14 protein-coding genes are annotated in these 14,532 nt (G+C 46.3%); 5 read left to right on the top strand and 9 right to left on the bottom strand.

Annotated elements, in window-relative coordinates; translation table 11 throughout:
- The first annotated feature begins 126 nt into the window (after nucleotides 1-126).
- Entirely contained in the window at nucleotides 127-1,143 is a 1,017-nt protein-coding gene (locus B9Y77_RS06520; RefSeq protein WP_085490906.1) for an Rpn family recombination-promoting nuclease/putative transposase, read from the top strand.
- A 147-nt stretch (nucleotides 1,144-1,290) separates the two neighbouring features.
- Here the strand turns inward: B9Y77_RS06520 and B9Y77_RS06515 are convergent, their stop codons facing one another.
- A complete protein-coding gene (locus B9Y77_RS06515; protein WP_085490905.1) occupies nucleotides 1,291-2,421 on the bottom strand; it encodes a GGDEF domain-containing protein in 1,131 nt (376 codons plus the stop codon).
- Nucleotides 2,422-2,557: 136 nt separating this feature from the next.
- Between B9Y77_RS06515 and B9Y77_RS06510 the strand changes: the two genes are divergently transcribed.
- A complete protein-coding gene (locus B9Y77_RS06510; protein WP_085490904.1) occupies nucleotides 2,558-3,394 on the top strand; it encodes a site-specific integrase in 837 nt (278 codons plus the stop codon).
- Nucleotides 3,395-3,596: 202 nt separating this feature from the next.
- Here the strand turns inward: B9Y77_RS06510 and B9Y77_RS06505 are convergent, their stop codons facing one another.
- Entirely contained in the window at nucleotides 3,597-5,102 is a 1,506-nt protein-coding gene (locus tag B9Y77_RS06505; RefSeq protein ID WP_085491462.1) for a B12-binding domain-containing radical SAM protein, read from the bottom strand.
- 50 nt (nucleotides 5,103-5,152) lie between these two features.
- On the opposite strand from B9Y77_RS06505, the gene B9Y77_RS06500 reads away from it, so the two are divergent.
- On the top strand, nucleotides 5,153-5,773 hold the full coding sequence (locus B9Y77_RS06500) for a toxin-antitoxin system YwqK family antitoxin (RefSeq protein ID WP_085490903.1): 621 nt from the start codon (nucleotides 5,153-5,155) through the stop codon (nucleotides 5,771-5,773).
- Nucleotides 5,774-5,883: 110 nt separating this feature from the next.
- Here the strand turns inward: B9Y77_RS06500 and B9Y77_RS06495 are convergent, their stop codons facing one another.
- The 6 genes from B9Y77_RS06495 to B9Y77_RS06470 are packed head-to-tail and all read right to left on the bottom strand — an operon-like array spanning nucleotide 5,884 to nucleotide 12,562.
- Entirely contained in the window at nucleotides 5,884-6,636 is a 753-nt protein-coding gene (locus tag B9Y77_RS06495; protein WP_085490902.1) for a DedA family protein, read from the bottom strand.
- A gap of 18 nt (nucleotides 6,637-6,654) precedes the next feature.
- On the bottom strand, nucleotides 6,655-8,241 hold the full coding sequence (locus tag B9Y77_RS06490; protein WP_085490901.1) for a hypothetical protein: 1,587 nt from the start codon (nucleotides 8,239-8,241) through the stop codon (nucleotides 6,655-6,657).
- Nucleotides 8,242-8,248: 7 nt separating this feature from the next.
- Nucleotides 8,249-8,899, bottom strand: coding sequence for a hypothetical protein (locus B9Y77_RS06485; protein ID WP_254899946.1), 651 nt, complete (start codon nucleotides 8,897-8,899; stop codon nucleotides 8,249-8,251).
- Entirely contained in the window at nucleotides 8,899-10,287 is a 1,389-nt protein-coding gene (locus tag B9Y77_RS06480) for a hypothetical protein (RefSeq protein ID WP_085490900.1), read from the bottom strand. Before B9Y77_RS06480 ends, B9Y77_RS06485 begins: the two co-directional genes overlap by 1 nt.
- A complete protein-coding gene (locus B9Y77_RS06475) occupies nucleotides 10,287-11,858 on the bottom strand; it encodes a hypothetical protein (RefSeq protein WP_085490899.1) in 1,572 nt (523 codons plus the stop codon). Before B9Y77_RS06475 ends, B9Y77_RS06480 begins: the two co-directional genes overlap by 1 nt.
- Nucleotides 11,855-12,562 carry a hypothetical protein gene (locus B9Y77_RS06470; protein ID WP_085490898.1) on the bottom strand — a complete coding sequence of 236 codons (708 nt, stop codon included), beginning with the start codon at nucleotides 12,560-12,562 and terminating at the stop codon, nucleotides 11,855-11,857. The genes B9Y77_RS06475 and B9Y77_RS06470 overlap by 4 nt, the downstream gene beginning before the upstream one ends.
- 29 nt (nucleotides 12,563-12,591) lie before the next feature.
- Here B9Y77_RS06470 and xseB point away from each other — a divergent pair, with 29 nt between their 5' ends.
- Nucleotides 12,592-12,792, top strand: coding sequence for an exodeoxyribonuclease VII small subunit (gene xseB, locus B9Y77_RS06465; protein ID WP_014546862.1), 201 nt, complete (start codon nucleotides 12,592-12,594; stop codon nucleotides 12,790-12,792).
- Nucleotides 12,792-13,616 (top strand): ABC transporter ATP-binding protein, encoded by an 825-nt coding sequence (locus B9Y77_RS06460; protein ID WP_085490897.1) that lies wholly within the window; start codon nucleotides 12,792-12,794, stop codon nucleotides 13,614-13,616. Before xseB ends, B9Y77_RS06460 begins: the two co-directional genes overlap by 1 nt.
- 304 nt (nucleotides 13,617-13,920) lie before the next feature.
- Here B9Y77_RS06460 and B9Y77_RS06455 read toward each other — a convergent pair whose 3' ends face one another.
- A complete protein-coding gene (locus B9Y77_RS06455) occupies nucleotides 13,921-14,517 on the bottom strand; it encodes an ABC-type transport auxiliary lipoprotein family protein (RefSeq protein WP_073423316.1) in 597 nt (198 codons plus the stop codon).
- Nucleotides 14,518-14,532: the final 15 nt, after the last annotated feature.

Below are 14,532 nucleotides of genomic sequence, written 5' to 3'. Positions count from 1 at the left end.
AAAAATTCATTTTATTTCAAAAAAATGTGAAATAAATCGCTCAAAAAAGCGTGTTAATATAATGGACGGGGAGCGGTTTTCTGTCTATGATCCCGACATTATCGGGAATTTAACAACGAAAAAAATATGGAAAATAATATTGTGGCTGAAATAAAAAATAGCCATGGTGAAATGATTGGCGAGGCAAAGACTTTCGAAGAATACAAAGGGGCTGGCGTCTTTGCGGATCTTCTTCTCGACAGAACTTTCAAGAAGGCTTTCAATCCTGACTCGCAGAACAAAGTATGTTTGATTGCGCTTTTGAACGCTGTACTTGAAGGAGAAATTGCATCGCCGATTGTGGATGTGCAGTCTCGTAACAAGGAATACAGCGACGGTTCGAATGAAAATCGGACTTCCATCTTCGACTTGCACTGCATCGATTCGGCTCAGCGGAGATTCATCATCGAAGTGCAGATTCTTTTTCAGAAAAACATTGTCAATCGTTCGATTTATTATGCTTCGCAGACGGTCGTTGCTCAGGGGCAACGCGGCAAAAAGTACAATTACGAATTGAACCCTGTTGTTACAGTTGTGATCATGGAATTTAATGTGTTTGCCGATGACCGCTACATCCGTCGGGCAAAACTTCGAGAAATTAATGGGTCTTGCATCAGCGATACTCTTTATTTTGCATATGTAGAACTCCCGAAGTTCAACAAGCCTTTGGACGAACTAGAAACGACGCTCGACAAGGCGCTTTATGCTCTTAAGAATATGAAAAACATGACGCAGATGCCCAAGCAGTATGTGAATACGGTGTTCGAACTCTTGTTTTCGACAGCGAAATTGGCTAAATTATCGAAAGAGGAACAGAAGATGATTGACGAAGCTCAGAAAGCCAAGTGGGATAAATATGCAATCCATAAAGCGGCTATTGATAGCGGCTTGCAGCAAGGTCTCGAACAAGGTCTCGAACATGGTCTCGCACAGGGTCTCGAACAAGGTCTTGCAAAAGGTCTTGCAAAAGGCGCCGATCAAAAAGCTCGCGAAATTGCGAAAAAAATGCTGTTGAAAAAGAAGCCCGTCGAAGAAATTATTGAATTCACGGAGCTTTCTGAAGTTGATGTTTTAGCAATTCAGGCTGATTTAGATAAAACCTGAAATGCTTACTCGCCATCTCGAAAAACTTGAAAAAAAGATCTGGATTTAGTTTCAGGTCTTTTTGTATGCTATGGCGCATCGCCGCTTTCCGCGCGCATTCCTATAGCAAATCCTTCTTACCGCCTACTGTCTACTTCTAACTACCTACTATCTTCCTTCCCGTGACGCTTTCTTTTGCAAGTACATCTGCTTGTCGGCTGACGCAATGACTTCGTCTTCGGTTTGGACGCCCGATGTGCGCACCGCAAAACCATAGGCCGCGCTTTCCGTAATTCCCTGAACCTGAGTTTGCCTAGACTCCTCAACGAAACGGTTCAAGAAAGCTTCGCATTTGGTGCGGTTGAACTTGGGGATAATCACCAAAAATTCATCCCCTCCGGTGCGGATGGCTTCGGCGTTTTCGGGGAGAATCTTCTTTAGAATCTCGGCAAAGTTTCGTATGTATTCATCACCATTGCTGTGTCCGTAGTTGTCGTTAATTTCCTTGAGGTGGTTTAGGTCAAACATCACGTAACTGCATGGGAGCTTGCGCTTCACATCGTCGGGGTGCATCACAAGGTAGTTTCTGTTGAAAAGTCCCGTCATGGCGTCGTTGAAACTCAGCTTTTCGAACATTTTATGCGATGTGTTTTCGCTGACCTGAACACCGACAAAAAGGCAGACAATTACGAAGACCACGCTGACGATATCCACGCGGATCCCTTCGACAAACGGAGCTGCCGAGCCTGCAATAAAGGGCAGAATAAAGTAGATGATAAAGAAGATAAAAGTCCGTAGTCCAAACTGCTTGCGGTAATAAATGATGATTCCCGTCATGAGAATGCCCCAAACGCCTGTGGCAAGCCAAGAAACGATTGTCTCGTTTGAAGTCCAGTCGCGGGTAATGTCGCCTGTAGAGATGTCTACGCCGACGTTCAGCAAAAAGTCAAGGACGCAAAGCGCATAAATCATGTAGTGTATGTTTTTGTGCAGTTCGCATTTCTTGTTTTCGAGTAATGCAATGACGTATTGAGATAAATAGTATATGCACAGCGCGCTTGAAGCAAAGCTGACTAAATCGACAATGGTATAAACTGGGGCCGAAAGTTCACCGTCGCAAAAGTGGATGATGGCGTACGTGATAATCACGCCGTGGTAGGCGATTATCATGCCTGTGAAGTTGTACTGAAGCCTGTCGTTACGCCAATGCCCGACCCAGAGGAGAACCAAAATGAGGAACAATATGGAAAGGCTGAACAAGTCTATACAGATGTTTACCGCCTGGATAATATCGTTCATGGCTCCCTCCATTAAAAAATGTGTAATAAATCGCTAGTATAAATATAATCTATGAATATGGGATGTTTTAAACAGAAGTCGAAATAATTGAAAAACGTGATTAAATTCAGCCTTCATTTAAACTATTGGAGGCTTTATGCGTTTTTTGGACTGTGCGCTAGACTATTTAAAGAAGGATGCTGATGAACTCGCGCCTTTGACGGTACGCACGTATTATTGGAATTTAAAGAAAATAGCGCTTTTTGAGCCGGGGCTCGAATGCAAAGATGTGACTTCCGAAACGGTGCGGAATTACAAGCGTCATTTGGAAACGCTCCATCATAAGGAGGCGACTGTGGTCAAGGCGCTCTCGGTGTTCCGTATTTTTTGCAACAAGATGAAGGCTGATGGAGTGATTCAGGGTGACCCATTTGAAAATGTGAAAGTGGGGCGGGCTTACTCGCGCCGTGGATTTTTGACGGTGCGTGAACTGAAACAACTTTATTTGAATTACATGGATTCGCGTTATGCTTTGACGCGGGCAGAAGATGACGTGATGCGCGTGTTCCTGTTCAGCTGTTTTACGGGACTCCGTTACGGAGACTTGCGCTCGCTGGATGCCTCAGAAATTTTTGACTGGAAAATCCGTAAGCAAATGCACAAGACTGGCGAGGCGGTGTACATCCCGATTCCTGTGCAGGCACGACTGTTGCTCCCGAACCCGCTTACGTCTGGACGCGTGTTTCATGTCGTGGATAATTCGACGTTCAACCGCACACTACGCAAGGGGGCGAAAAAACTAGGGCATTACAAGCATATCCATTGCCACCTGGCGCGGCATACATTTGCAACAACATGCATCACGATAGGAATCCCGCTACCAGCAACGAGCAAACTTCTCGGCCACCGCAATTTGGACACAACGCTCATTTATGCAAAATACGTTGATACGTTTTTGGACAAAGAAATGAAAAAGTTTAATAGACTGAAATGATGGCTGCAAAAAACGGCCCGCTTATTTGCGGGTCGCTTTTGAAATTTAACTGGATTCTTCGAGGCTATTCGCCTCTCAGAATGACGTATGATTCCAAGGAAAGGAGTCTAGAGGGAAACCTCGGGTTTCCCTTTACGACTTATCAAAACATTCCTAGCCGCAGTAAAGGATAGGAGTCTAGGGGAAAAACTTAGGTTTTCCCCTACGTCTTATTAGTCGGAGCCTGTCTTGCGACCGGGGCGAGTTCACCATGCTTTCTGAACAAGTGCTTCACCAGCGTGCCGAATCCACGGAGAACGCGGTAACGTTCACGCGGGTTCTTGAGCGCCATGATGCCCTGACTAATGATGTAGCTTGGACGCAGGTAGAATTCACGGCGGGCCTTGTCGCAGAAGTCCACGAGAGCCTGGCTTGTGAGTTCGCCGCGCTGGATCGTGGTACGGTGGAAACCGTCTTTGTCGAGCCACTGGCTGTAATCCTTCGACTTCAAAGCGCCACTGGCGAGAGCTTCCTTGTAAGCTTCGGTGCCAGGGTATGCCATGATGGGGTAGAACTGGGCTGTGTTCGGGTTCAGCTTCTTGGCGTAGTCGAGCGTCATGCGGAGAGTTTCCGGCGTGTCGCCCGGGTTACCGACCATGAAGCATCCGTGAACGAGGAGTCCTGCCTTGCGGGCATTCTTCGTAAATTCAATAGCCTTGTCTGTGTTCTTCACGCCCTTGTGGATCTTTTCGAGAACCTCGGGGGAGGCGCTTTCGAAGCCCACGCACATTTCGCGGCCACCGGCCTTCTTCATGAGCTTGAGCAAATCGAGCGGCACATCGGCGCGGGCGTTGCAGCTCCAAGTAATCTTGAGACCTCGTTCAAGAATCAAGTTGCAAATCTGGCGCACGTGTTCGTGGCTTGCCGTAAACGTATCGTCTTCAAAGAAAACTTCGCCTAAATCTTCGAAGTTTTCCTTGATGTACTGGAGTTCGTCGACAACGTCCTTCGGATCGCGGCGGCGGAACTTGTGACCGTTGAGCGTCTGCGGAATCACGCAGTAGCTGCAGTGGTTCGGGCAACCGCGGCCACTGAGAATCACGATAAGCGGGTTCAGGTTTGCGCCGTAGAAATACTTCTTGTAGCAGCTGTAAAGGTGCTTGCGGTAGACCTTCGAGACCCACGGGATTTCGTTCAGGTTTTCAATCTTCGGGCCTTCGGGCTGGAAGTCCACCTTGCCTTCGGCGGTGCGGTAAGCAAGACCTGCGAACTGACCGACAGGAGCGCCATCGCCACGGAGAGCGCGGACAAGGTTCCTACAGGTGTAGTCGGCTTCGCCAATCACCACGTAGTCCAAAGACGGTTCCATTTCCATGGATTCGAGCGGCTCTGCAGTCGCGTGCGTACCCATGATGGCGACCTTCACGTTCGGCATTTCTTGCTTGATCGCATGTACTACCTTGAGGTCGTTCAAAATACTCGGGGTGCTAGTGCTGCAAATAACGAGTTCCGGACCGAATTTCTTGATGCCTTCGAGCGTTTGCGGAAGATCGAGTTCCATGGCGGGACTGTCGATCAGCTGGATTTCGTTACCGTCGGCTTCGCAAACGCCGGCAGCATAGCTCAAAAACATGGGCCAGTAAAGCGTACTGGACTTCGTAACACATGGGGATCTAGATTCCCGACTGAACATCGGGTGGAAGGGGGGATTTAAAAAAGTAACGTTCATGACGCTCACAAAATACATAATCTCAATGGATTATGCTACATTATAATGCAATGAAAAAGCGTTTTTTTACAATTTTTGCGTGTATAGTGATGGGGGGCACGGTAATATCGGCCTCTGCAGCGCCTAAGTCTAACAATGTGGCGCTAGATACGGTCCGCACGACGTTTGATGACGGGCGTGTGGCTCGAATTTACACGGTCAAAAAGGGGACTGACATTCGCGAAGGGGTGGCGCTTTCTTACCACCCGAACGGGAAGTTGGCAGTCGAAGCTCCATACAGAAACGGCAAACTGGATGGCGTTTTCCGCTCGTTTGATGAAAACGGAAAACTACATGAAACGATTGGCTACCTGGATGGAGAAGAAGAAGGCTTTAGCATTATCTATTACGAAAACGGCAAAAAGAAAAGCCGCGAATCTTATCGTCGCGGCGTGCTCAATGGCGTGTCCGAAGAGTGGTTTGAGAATGGTAAGCTCCGTCGCCAAATCCCTTACGAGAATGGACAAATTCATGGTGTCGTCAAGTTCTACGATGAGATGGGACTTTTAGCCGAAGACATCAACTTTGTCCGTGGTATCCGCAATGGAACTTACCACCGCTACACCTTTGGCAAGGTTACTTTAGAAGCGGAATTCCAGAATAACCGCTGCGTCAAAAATTGTGATTTTTAGTCATTGGTCAATGGTCGTTGGTCATTAGTTATATAAGTGCGCTGAAAGCGCCAAACTTAAAACTGATTACTAACGACTAACAACTAACGACTAACAACTAATGACTGCCCTCACTTTTTCTTTGGCTTCATGGCGTTCCAGACCATGTAACCGATGAAGAGCACGCCGAAGCCAAGCAATGCGATGGCGAGTTCGGAGTTGTACTTCTCGATGATGTCCTTTTGTCCGTGGGCAAAGTAGCCGAGCAGCGCTAAGACGCAGTTCCAGATGGCGGCGCCGAGGAACGTGTAGAGCGTGAACGGAGCGAGCTTCATCTTGGCAAGACCTGCCGGGATAGAAATGAGCTGGCGGATCACCGTGATGAGGCGGCCGACGAATGTCGAAATGGCGCCATGTTCGCGGAAGTAGTTTTCTGCTTTTTCGACCTTTTCGACATCGAGCAGCAAGAAGTGACCGAGACGGCTATCGGCGAACTTGTAGATAATCGGGCGACCGAGAATCTTCGCGAGGTAGTAGTTGATGTAAGCGCCGATGAGTGCACCAAATGTTGCAAACAAGACGATGAGCGCAATGTTCAGACCCGAGCCAGGCTGTAAAGCCTTGTAAGCGGCGGGCGGCACGACAAGTTCAGACGGGAACGGAATGAACGAACTTTCGATCGCCATCAAAAGCGTAATGGTGCCGTAGTTCAAGTTGTCATTGTACCAGTCGATAATTTGATTGTAAATCCCTGTCGATTTTGCGGTGTCGGCAGCAGTGCTTGCGACTGCGCCTGCGTCTACAGAAAGCGTATCGGCAGCAAAGGTAAATGCGGTAAGGAGGAGAGCTAAAGCAATGGTTGTTTTAAAGACTGTGTTTTTCATTGGGACAAATTTAGAAAATTAAAAATAGAAGTAAAGTCCAACGCCAAGGAGGGCAGCGCCTGTACCTAACAAAATGCCTCCAGCAATGGCTTTGTTATCGCCTTGGTCCACGAGTTTCTTGTTCTTTTTGACTTTGTCCTGATAGTTCTTGCCTTTGGACGCTCCCGGAATCTTGAGCTCTTTCTTGATGTCTTCGGCATCGCTATAATCTAAATGGGCAAAGTACATGAGCAAGGAGCCGATGAGAACTGTTCCCGCGGCGCCTCCAATCATGGCTTCGCCAAGTGTTTGCATCTTCTTGTCGTGCAGCCATTTGTTTTGCATTTCGATTTCATCGAAGTTTGTCAGCTTTTCGAGATTGATGCTCAAGTCAATTTGCGGAACGGGGGCTGCAAAGAAATTGATGAGCGTGTCGCGGTAGCCTGCTTTGCGAATGACGAGGCTGTCTGCGCCCATGTTATAAACGGAAATCTTATCGGGCGTTTGGGCGATGGCTTTGGAACGCTTGGTAATTGGCGCACTCGCTTTGTAGACATTGGCGCCTTCAGGGAACGTGAGTATTCGGATTTCTGGGGTAATGCGCTTGAGCTTCAGCGAAACGTGTACGGTGTCACCGGGGAGCGGAACGATATTTGTACTTGATCCCCACAAATGTCTATCGACGTTCCAGTAAGCGAAAACAGTGAATTTTGTAGTATCTGTGGTCACGAAGGTGCAGGGCGATTTGCAAATCGCATCTTTTTCGGCGCGAGAAATTGTAGCGCCATCCGGGTCTGTTTCGATGTGGATATAGGACCTGTCTTTTTTGGATTTGATAATGTCTTTGCCCTGCGCATCCAAAAGCTGATTCTTTAATTTGTTGTTCGTAATGGCGTCGCTAAAGGCTGCGTTTCTGGAAAGGTTTATGCTCGCCCGATGCAACATCGGGAGCGAATCTTCGTAGAAAGCGTGGGTGAGGTTTAATGTTAAACTATCGGTTTTTATGTCTGGAACGATTTCGCCAAAGTAGATGGACTTGTAGCCGTATGAGGCAAGTTCGCTTTGAATGCAGATGTTGTCATCGCATTTTTTGATATCGCTTTTGCGGATGATTTGCGGGTTCTCTCCAGCTTCCATCAAAAGACGTGTTGTAAGTGCAGTGAACTGGTCTGCGACGCTTTGTTCGATGCCATCGGCATTGTAAGCGATAAGGACTGTCTTAACGGGTTGTTTTTCGCTAGAGGAGCTTGGTGCTGTAGCGTGTTCAATCGAGGAACTGGAAATAGAAGAGCTTGAGGAACTCTTAACGGTGTGGCTGGAGCTAGACTTTGGTTCTGGTGCTGATGTTTGGGATGAACTTGTTGGTTTGACTACGACTTTTGTTTTAACCTTCATCAAGTCGTTGCCTTTTTCGTCTATAATTTTTTTGAATTGCTTTTTGGCAATTTTTACAATAGTAAACTTGTTCTGGATGTATCCGCCAAGGCTTACTGTATCGTTTTCGATGCCCATGAGTTGGGCGCGCTGCTTTGTTCCGGAAAGGAGCTCGACGTCAACGAAAATCCCTTCGGGGTTTGCGAAGGCTGCGGTCAATGCGATTGCAATTAGTAAGAAAATCTTTTTCATATTCTACCTAAAATGAAAGGACGAATCCTGCGGTTAATATGGCTAAACCTGTTCCGAGAAAAACTTTTGAAACTGTTTTGGCGGTCTTTGCGCTTTCACGATGGTCCGTAAAGTCTCGGGCGTGGGCTTCGTATTTTTCAGTCGAAAAGCGCGTGTTTTCCATGGCTTTTTTGTGGTCTTCTGCTTTGCCGATGTTGTAAAGCGAAACGATGGCTGAAATTCCGCTGATGGCAAAGGGCGCGATGGATGCCCATTTGAGGTAGCCACCGAGAATGCGCCTGTTTCTGTGTTTTATTAAATCCTGTTTTCGGGCGATTTCGTCATCGTCATAAGTTTGTCGGAGTGCAACGATGATGAATGAGGTGTCTTTTTTCGATAGCGCAATATTGACGGTCGTGTCCGCGTAATCCGGGTGGAAAAAAGAAACGGTAATGGTGTCTTTTCCATCGGGGACGGGGATAAATGCGGGCGAAACATAATGGGGCTTGCTTGCAAAGTCGGGTAGCGCTTTGCCAATGAACAAGTCTACTGTTGACGGATTTGTCGAAATCTGCAAATAGCGTGTTTTGGGGGAACTTTGTGTCGTGTCTTGTTCTGCAAAGGCATTCCCACAAAATGCAAATAGTAAAATGATAAAGGCTATGGAGGTCTTAAACATTATAGATCCTCCTCTGAACTTGCAAATGGCCCATAAATTTTTGTCTCGGAACCATTGACTTTGATTTTCCAATAAACATCGGGGACGCGGTTGTGTGCGTAATCTTCGGCGGTTATGATGAGGTTACATTCTTTTTTGCAAGTGTTTGCAAATGATAGTACGTTGTCTTCAAATTTAGTTTCAAGAGTGTCGTTGTTGATGATTGCCTGATTTTTTGAAACGTTGACTCCAGAACCGTTGTCGAGAATAAAGAACTGTATTTTTGAAGCGGTTGGGAGTTCTGTTTTGGCGGGTTGCATGTTGGGCTTGACTTTATCGAGCAGGAATAAAGTGTCCAATACGTTTTTGGTGCTCGCCGCCAAATCGAACGTAGTTGATTCGCAACCGTATTCCTTTCGAATGGTATCGCAAATGACAAACTTTATATTAGACCCCGGATCTAGGGTACTGCGGATGACCGTATTGGAGTTTACTCCTCGAATTTTAAAAAGCGTATCGCCTGTGGATGAAATGAAAGCCCCTGTCAAAATGGATTTTTCAGGATACTGGTTGAATTTGCACGAAACAGGAATTTCGACGACGGAATATCCGTTGTTCTTTAGCTTTGTGGAAAAACTGAAAATTTCACTAAATGCATGTTCTGTGACTTTATTTTCATTTTTAATGTCCGCTTGAACACTCCAATATATAGTGGAGTTGTCTATGCTATGGTTGATAGGGTCTCCTTGGTCATTGATTTCTGCATCCAGTTCGCCCATCAAATTGACAGAACCTGCGCAATCTAGTTCTCCTAAGGGCGAGTCCCAAACCGCTAGTCGATCGTAACTGGCGTAAACGATGCATCTTGAAGTTTCCCAAGGGTCAATTCCCGAAATGCTCCATGAAAGCTCAATTCCGTTTTCATTTTTTCCATCGACTTGGTTGTAATTGTTGGCGGGAGACTGTAGTGTTATTGTAGTTGGTGTGTTTACGTAAATTTGAGCATGGGATACGAGTGTGTCGCCTAGATGGTCGACTGTTTCGAACGAAATTTCGTGGATTCCCGCTTTGTCAAAGCTATAATAGACAGATGATGAGGTGTTGACTTCGTTGTTGTCGATGGTCCATCTGTGGGAGTTGTAGTATGGTGTTGCGTCGTCTGTTGATATAAATGCTCCGTTAATTGAGTAGACTCCGCAAATGCGAATCTTTTCATTGATTTTAACGAAGAATTTATCCGAAGACGTGTACTGCGACTTGTAAGGTTCTCCCCGCAAATTTTCAGGGACAACGAAAATGGATTGCGAAATTTCAGGAATATCCGATGAATTGATTTCGGAATCAGAACAAGAAACAATCGCTAGTAAAAATGCAGGAATCGCTAGGAGTCGGAGAATTTTGCTATTCATTATTCTTCCTCCTTTGTATCGGCAGGCTTAACACGGAGTGTCCATGTCTTGCTCTGTTTCAGACCGTTTTTGTAAATGACAGTTGATTCGATGGTCTGTTCGGCATCGAAAAAACTGGCTTCTAGTTCTGCAGTAAATGTGTTGCTTTTGTATTCTGAAACGGAGACGATGACTTCGCCTTTGGTCACGTTGTAGAATTGTAAAAAGTCCAGTTCAAAGTCATACGGGTTGTTTTCGTGAATGAACAACTTGATGATTTCATTGCTTGCAATGGTTGTATCGCTATTTGTTGTAAACCATAGGATGCTTGGGACTATGTAGAACGATTTCTTTATTGTGTTTTGGCTCCCGTCGGTAGCTTCGATCGTGAGAATCCTATAAGCCCAGCTTCTGTCCGTTTCCTTGAGGATAACGGTCAAAATGCTGTCGTTGTAGAATCTCTCTAGAATTTGTTCGTTCTCAAGTGAAACTTTCGTTTTCGATGTTACGATTTGTCCGCCGCCATCGTTTATGATAAACTGGAGTGTGTCGGCAAAGGAGAGTGTGTCGTGTGCAGAAACGGAAACGATTGTTGGGGGAATGGTGTCTATCAGCTTGGAATTTTTCATGATGGTAACGAAACCATCGTGAATGTCTACATTTTTTTGGAAAGTCCCGAAATCAGGATGGTCTGAATGAAACTCTAGCTGGTAGCTTCCTGCTGGGATGGCTCCGAGCGAAATTTCATTTTTCGATGTTGAAATGTTGAAATTGTAACTGAATTGTTTGTCGTTATTGTTGTTGTCTAAAAGCGTAAGTTGAACCGGTACGATACTTGCGTTTCCTATATCGATTGTTGCTTGCAGGGAGCCTTCTCCCGGAAGCCCTTTGGTGAAAAAGAAGGACTCGATTTTTTCGTCGGATGTGAGACCGTATTCGTTAATCGCCTGTACGGTCCAGTTGTATTTCTTGAAGGGGTTGAGCTTGTTGTGGTATATAAAGTGCGGCTCGTTTAAAATGGTATCGATACTATTGAATTTCGATTCTGTATTCGCGTAATTTTGTTCGCTCAACGTGAAATGGTAGCGATGTGCAAGTTTGATCTTTTCTGTCTTTGCACTCCATGTAAAGTAAATAGACTCATAGGGATCGATGGCTTGAGTGCCTTCTGCCGGTGTGAATTCTGCATCGTTCAAAATCGGCTTGTCTGCAATCCAGACATTTAAGGTGTCATAGTGCATGTCACCAAAATAATCTTTCAAGACGAACGTGAATTCATGATGACCGGGTTCGTTGATTTGCTTTTTGAAATTGTATTCTGAAGAGCAGTACTTGCCATCCATGAGCCAGTGGAAGTCCTGGACTTTGATGGACTTGCTGGGGCTAACGGTTGTTAAAAAGTAGATGGTATCGCTAATGTGGAATGTGTCTGCTTTAGTAATGTTCGAAAAGTCGCCCATGGATTTGGCGAGAGTTGCTTCGACTATGATGTCTGTCGTTTCAGCTTCGTCAAAGATGTAGTCATCGGAATTGAAACAGGCTTGGAGTAAGCAGGCGAGCGATGCTACGATGAAACTTTTTATGAATTTCATTTAGCCTCCAGCGTATCGACAACGTAAAAATTCCTGTAGGTTGATGTATCCGCATCGCCATAGATGTCGTTTACAATAATGCGGAATTTATGTTCGCCAGCCTTGAAACCGGATTGCTTGACTTGCAGGAGTGTTCCGACATCGTATTTTTTATCATCAATTTCTAAAATGTGGAATAGCGTGTCGCCAGAACTAAAGTCGCGGTCAAAGCTGTACCATTCAAAAAGAAATGCCGAGAATTCTGAACCGTAAAGCGTGTCGCCATCTGCTGGGATTGTGGACTCTGAAAGCTCGGGCGGCGTGTTGATGGCTATTGTAAAATCATAAATCTGCTGGTTGCCGTCATTGTCCATCGCGATGAGCTTATTGGGAATTGCGCCTTCATTTTTGCTCGGGTAAAAAGAGTAAACGGGTTCGCGACTTAACAGGCTGTCTTTCCCATCGTTGGTGTAAAACCATTCGAATGAAATATCGTTCTGGATTTTTTCAGGGGTGACGCTAGCCTTGATTGTCGCTGTATCGGACGGATTCACTTTGAGCTGGGTCGAGTAAGAATCCGTTTTTTGTTGGACCATGATGCTGATGGATTCTACGGGTTGCAGTGCGTGCGGGTAGCCGGGGGCATCAAGGCATCCGGTAAAAATTACGCCTAAAAAGGTGGCGATAACAAAAAAAGGCAAATTGGAGCGAGTGAACAAATTCATTTGGTTTAAATCTAACTATATTCGTGAACATGAGTGCGCAAAATTTTGAATATAAAAACGCAATGACGCGTTTGGAAGAAATTCTCTCGAAAATCGACAATTCCGAGATGGAAATTGATGAACTTGCTGTTGAGGTTCAAGAGGCTACGCAGCTTTTGCGCAAGTGCCGCCAGATTTTGATTGCGACTGAAAAGAACGTTCAGGACGCCCTTGCTGAATTGGATGGTTGATGAATACCGAAAATTTTGATAAAACGGTGCCTGCTATCGAGGTAAACGGGCTTACGGTCAAGTTCCCGATTCGCGGGGGCGTTTTTAGCAAGGTCAAGGATTATTTCACTGCCGTAGATAACGTTTCGTTCACGCTCCCGCAAGGGAAGATTCTTTCGATTGTGGGGGAGTCTGGCTGCGGAAAGTCGACTCTTGTGAAGTCTTTAGTCGGGCTGGTGCCGATTTCTAGCGGTAAAGTTAATTTGTTTGGACTGCCGGTGAATAGCGGCAAGGCGGGGACCGGGAAAGATGCTGTGCGCGTCTCGGACCTAGTGCAGATGATTTTTCAGGATCCGTTCAGCAGCTTGAACCCGCGACAGACGGTGACGGAAATCTTGACGGCGCCTGTGATTGCCCGTGGCGTTCCGTATGACGAGGCTTGCGCCCGTGCGGTAGAACTTTTGGAACGCGTATCGCTCCCGGCGGGGGCAATGGACAAGTTCCCGCATGAATTCTCGGGCGGTCAGCGTCAGCGCTTGTGCATTGCGCGCAGCTTGATGGTGCGTCCGAAGGTGCTGCTCTGTGACGAGGTGACGAGTGCCTTGGACGTGTCTGTGCAGGCGCAAATTTTGCATTTGCTCGATGATTTGCGTAATGAACTCGGGCTTAGCATCCTCTTTATCAGCCACGATATGCAGGTGGTCCGTGCTTTGAGCGACGAAGTCCTGGTCATGTACTTTGGGCATGCCGTAGAGCACGGCCCCGCCGATATAGTCCTCACGAATCCGCAAAACGACTACACGAAAAAATTGCTCGCAAGCGTCCCGACTATTAGACGGGAATAATCTGTTGTGCTAAAATGGAAGTGTACTAGGTTATTTTTGCAAAAATGTGCTACTAAAATTCAGAATTGTTGCTTTTTATAGCATGATTTTTAAATAAACTAATCTGATTTGAGCGAAAATTCGGTTTTGCCGAGGTGTGATATGCTACAAAAAGCAGTAAATGACTTGTTTAGTAGCATAAGATCTTGAAATTTTAACAAATTTGATGTAGATAAAGTAAAAATTGTGCTACTAAAGCCATAAAAATTGAAATTTAGTAGTATAAAATTGCAAAAAAAAGCGGGCTCAAAGCCCGCGCTCATACCTACTTCACTTTCGAGATGTTCTCGAGTGCGTCTTGCATGTACTTGGCGTAGAGCTTCGAGAGCGCTTCGGCTGCAGAATGTGCGTCGCGCTTGCTCATGCTCTGGCGCTCGTCGTAGCGCTTTTCCCACAGCGGAGCATCTTCACCGACCTTGCGGAACGTGAGCTGCACAGCGAGGTGAGCTTCTTGCGAGCTGCCTTCGTCGATTTCTTCAATGGCATCGACATTGCCGAGCAATTCAAAGTCCGGCTTGCCCATCGGCTTCAAGTCCACGGACTTGAACATGTTGCTCTTGACCAGGTATTCGCCTGCGACTTGCGTGAGCATCTGTTCCGGGCGTGTTGCCCAGAGGTCCAGACTGTAGAAGCTGAAGTCGTAAGGGGATTCTCTATAGACGATGTTCGTACGCTGGTATGACGGGTCAATCGTAAATTTTTTGACGTGCACGCGGGCATCGCTAGTAGCGCCTGCGACCGAGATGGATTCAGCCGAAACGGTGTAATAGCGGGAAGGTTCGGTCGAACCGCCAACGCAACCCGTGAGCGTGAAAACAGAAAGGAGTGCGGCGACTGCCAAAAAACGATTTGCTTTAAACATTTTGGTTTCTCCTTT

This window comes from Fibrobacter sp. UWB13 (assembly GCF_900177805.1).
GTDB lineage: Bacteria > Fibrobacterota > Fibrobacteria > Fibrobacterales > Fibrobacteraceae > Fibrobacter.
The sequence above is the reverse complement of the archived record's forward strand: the minus strand, read 5'-3'. Positions and strand labels throughout refer to the sequence as shown.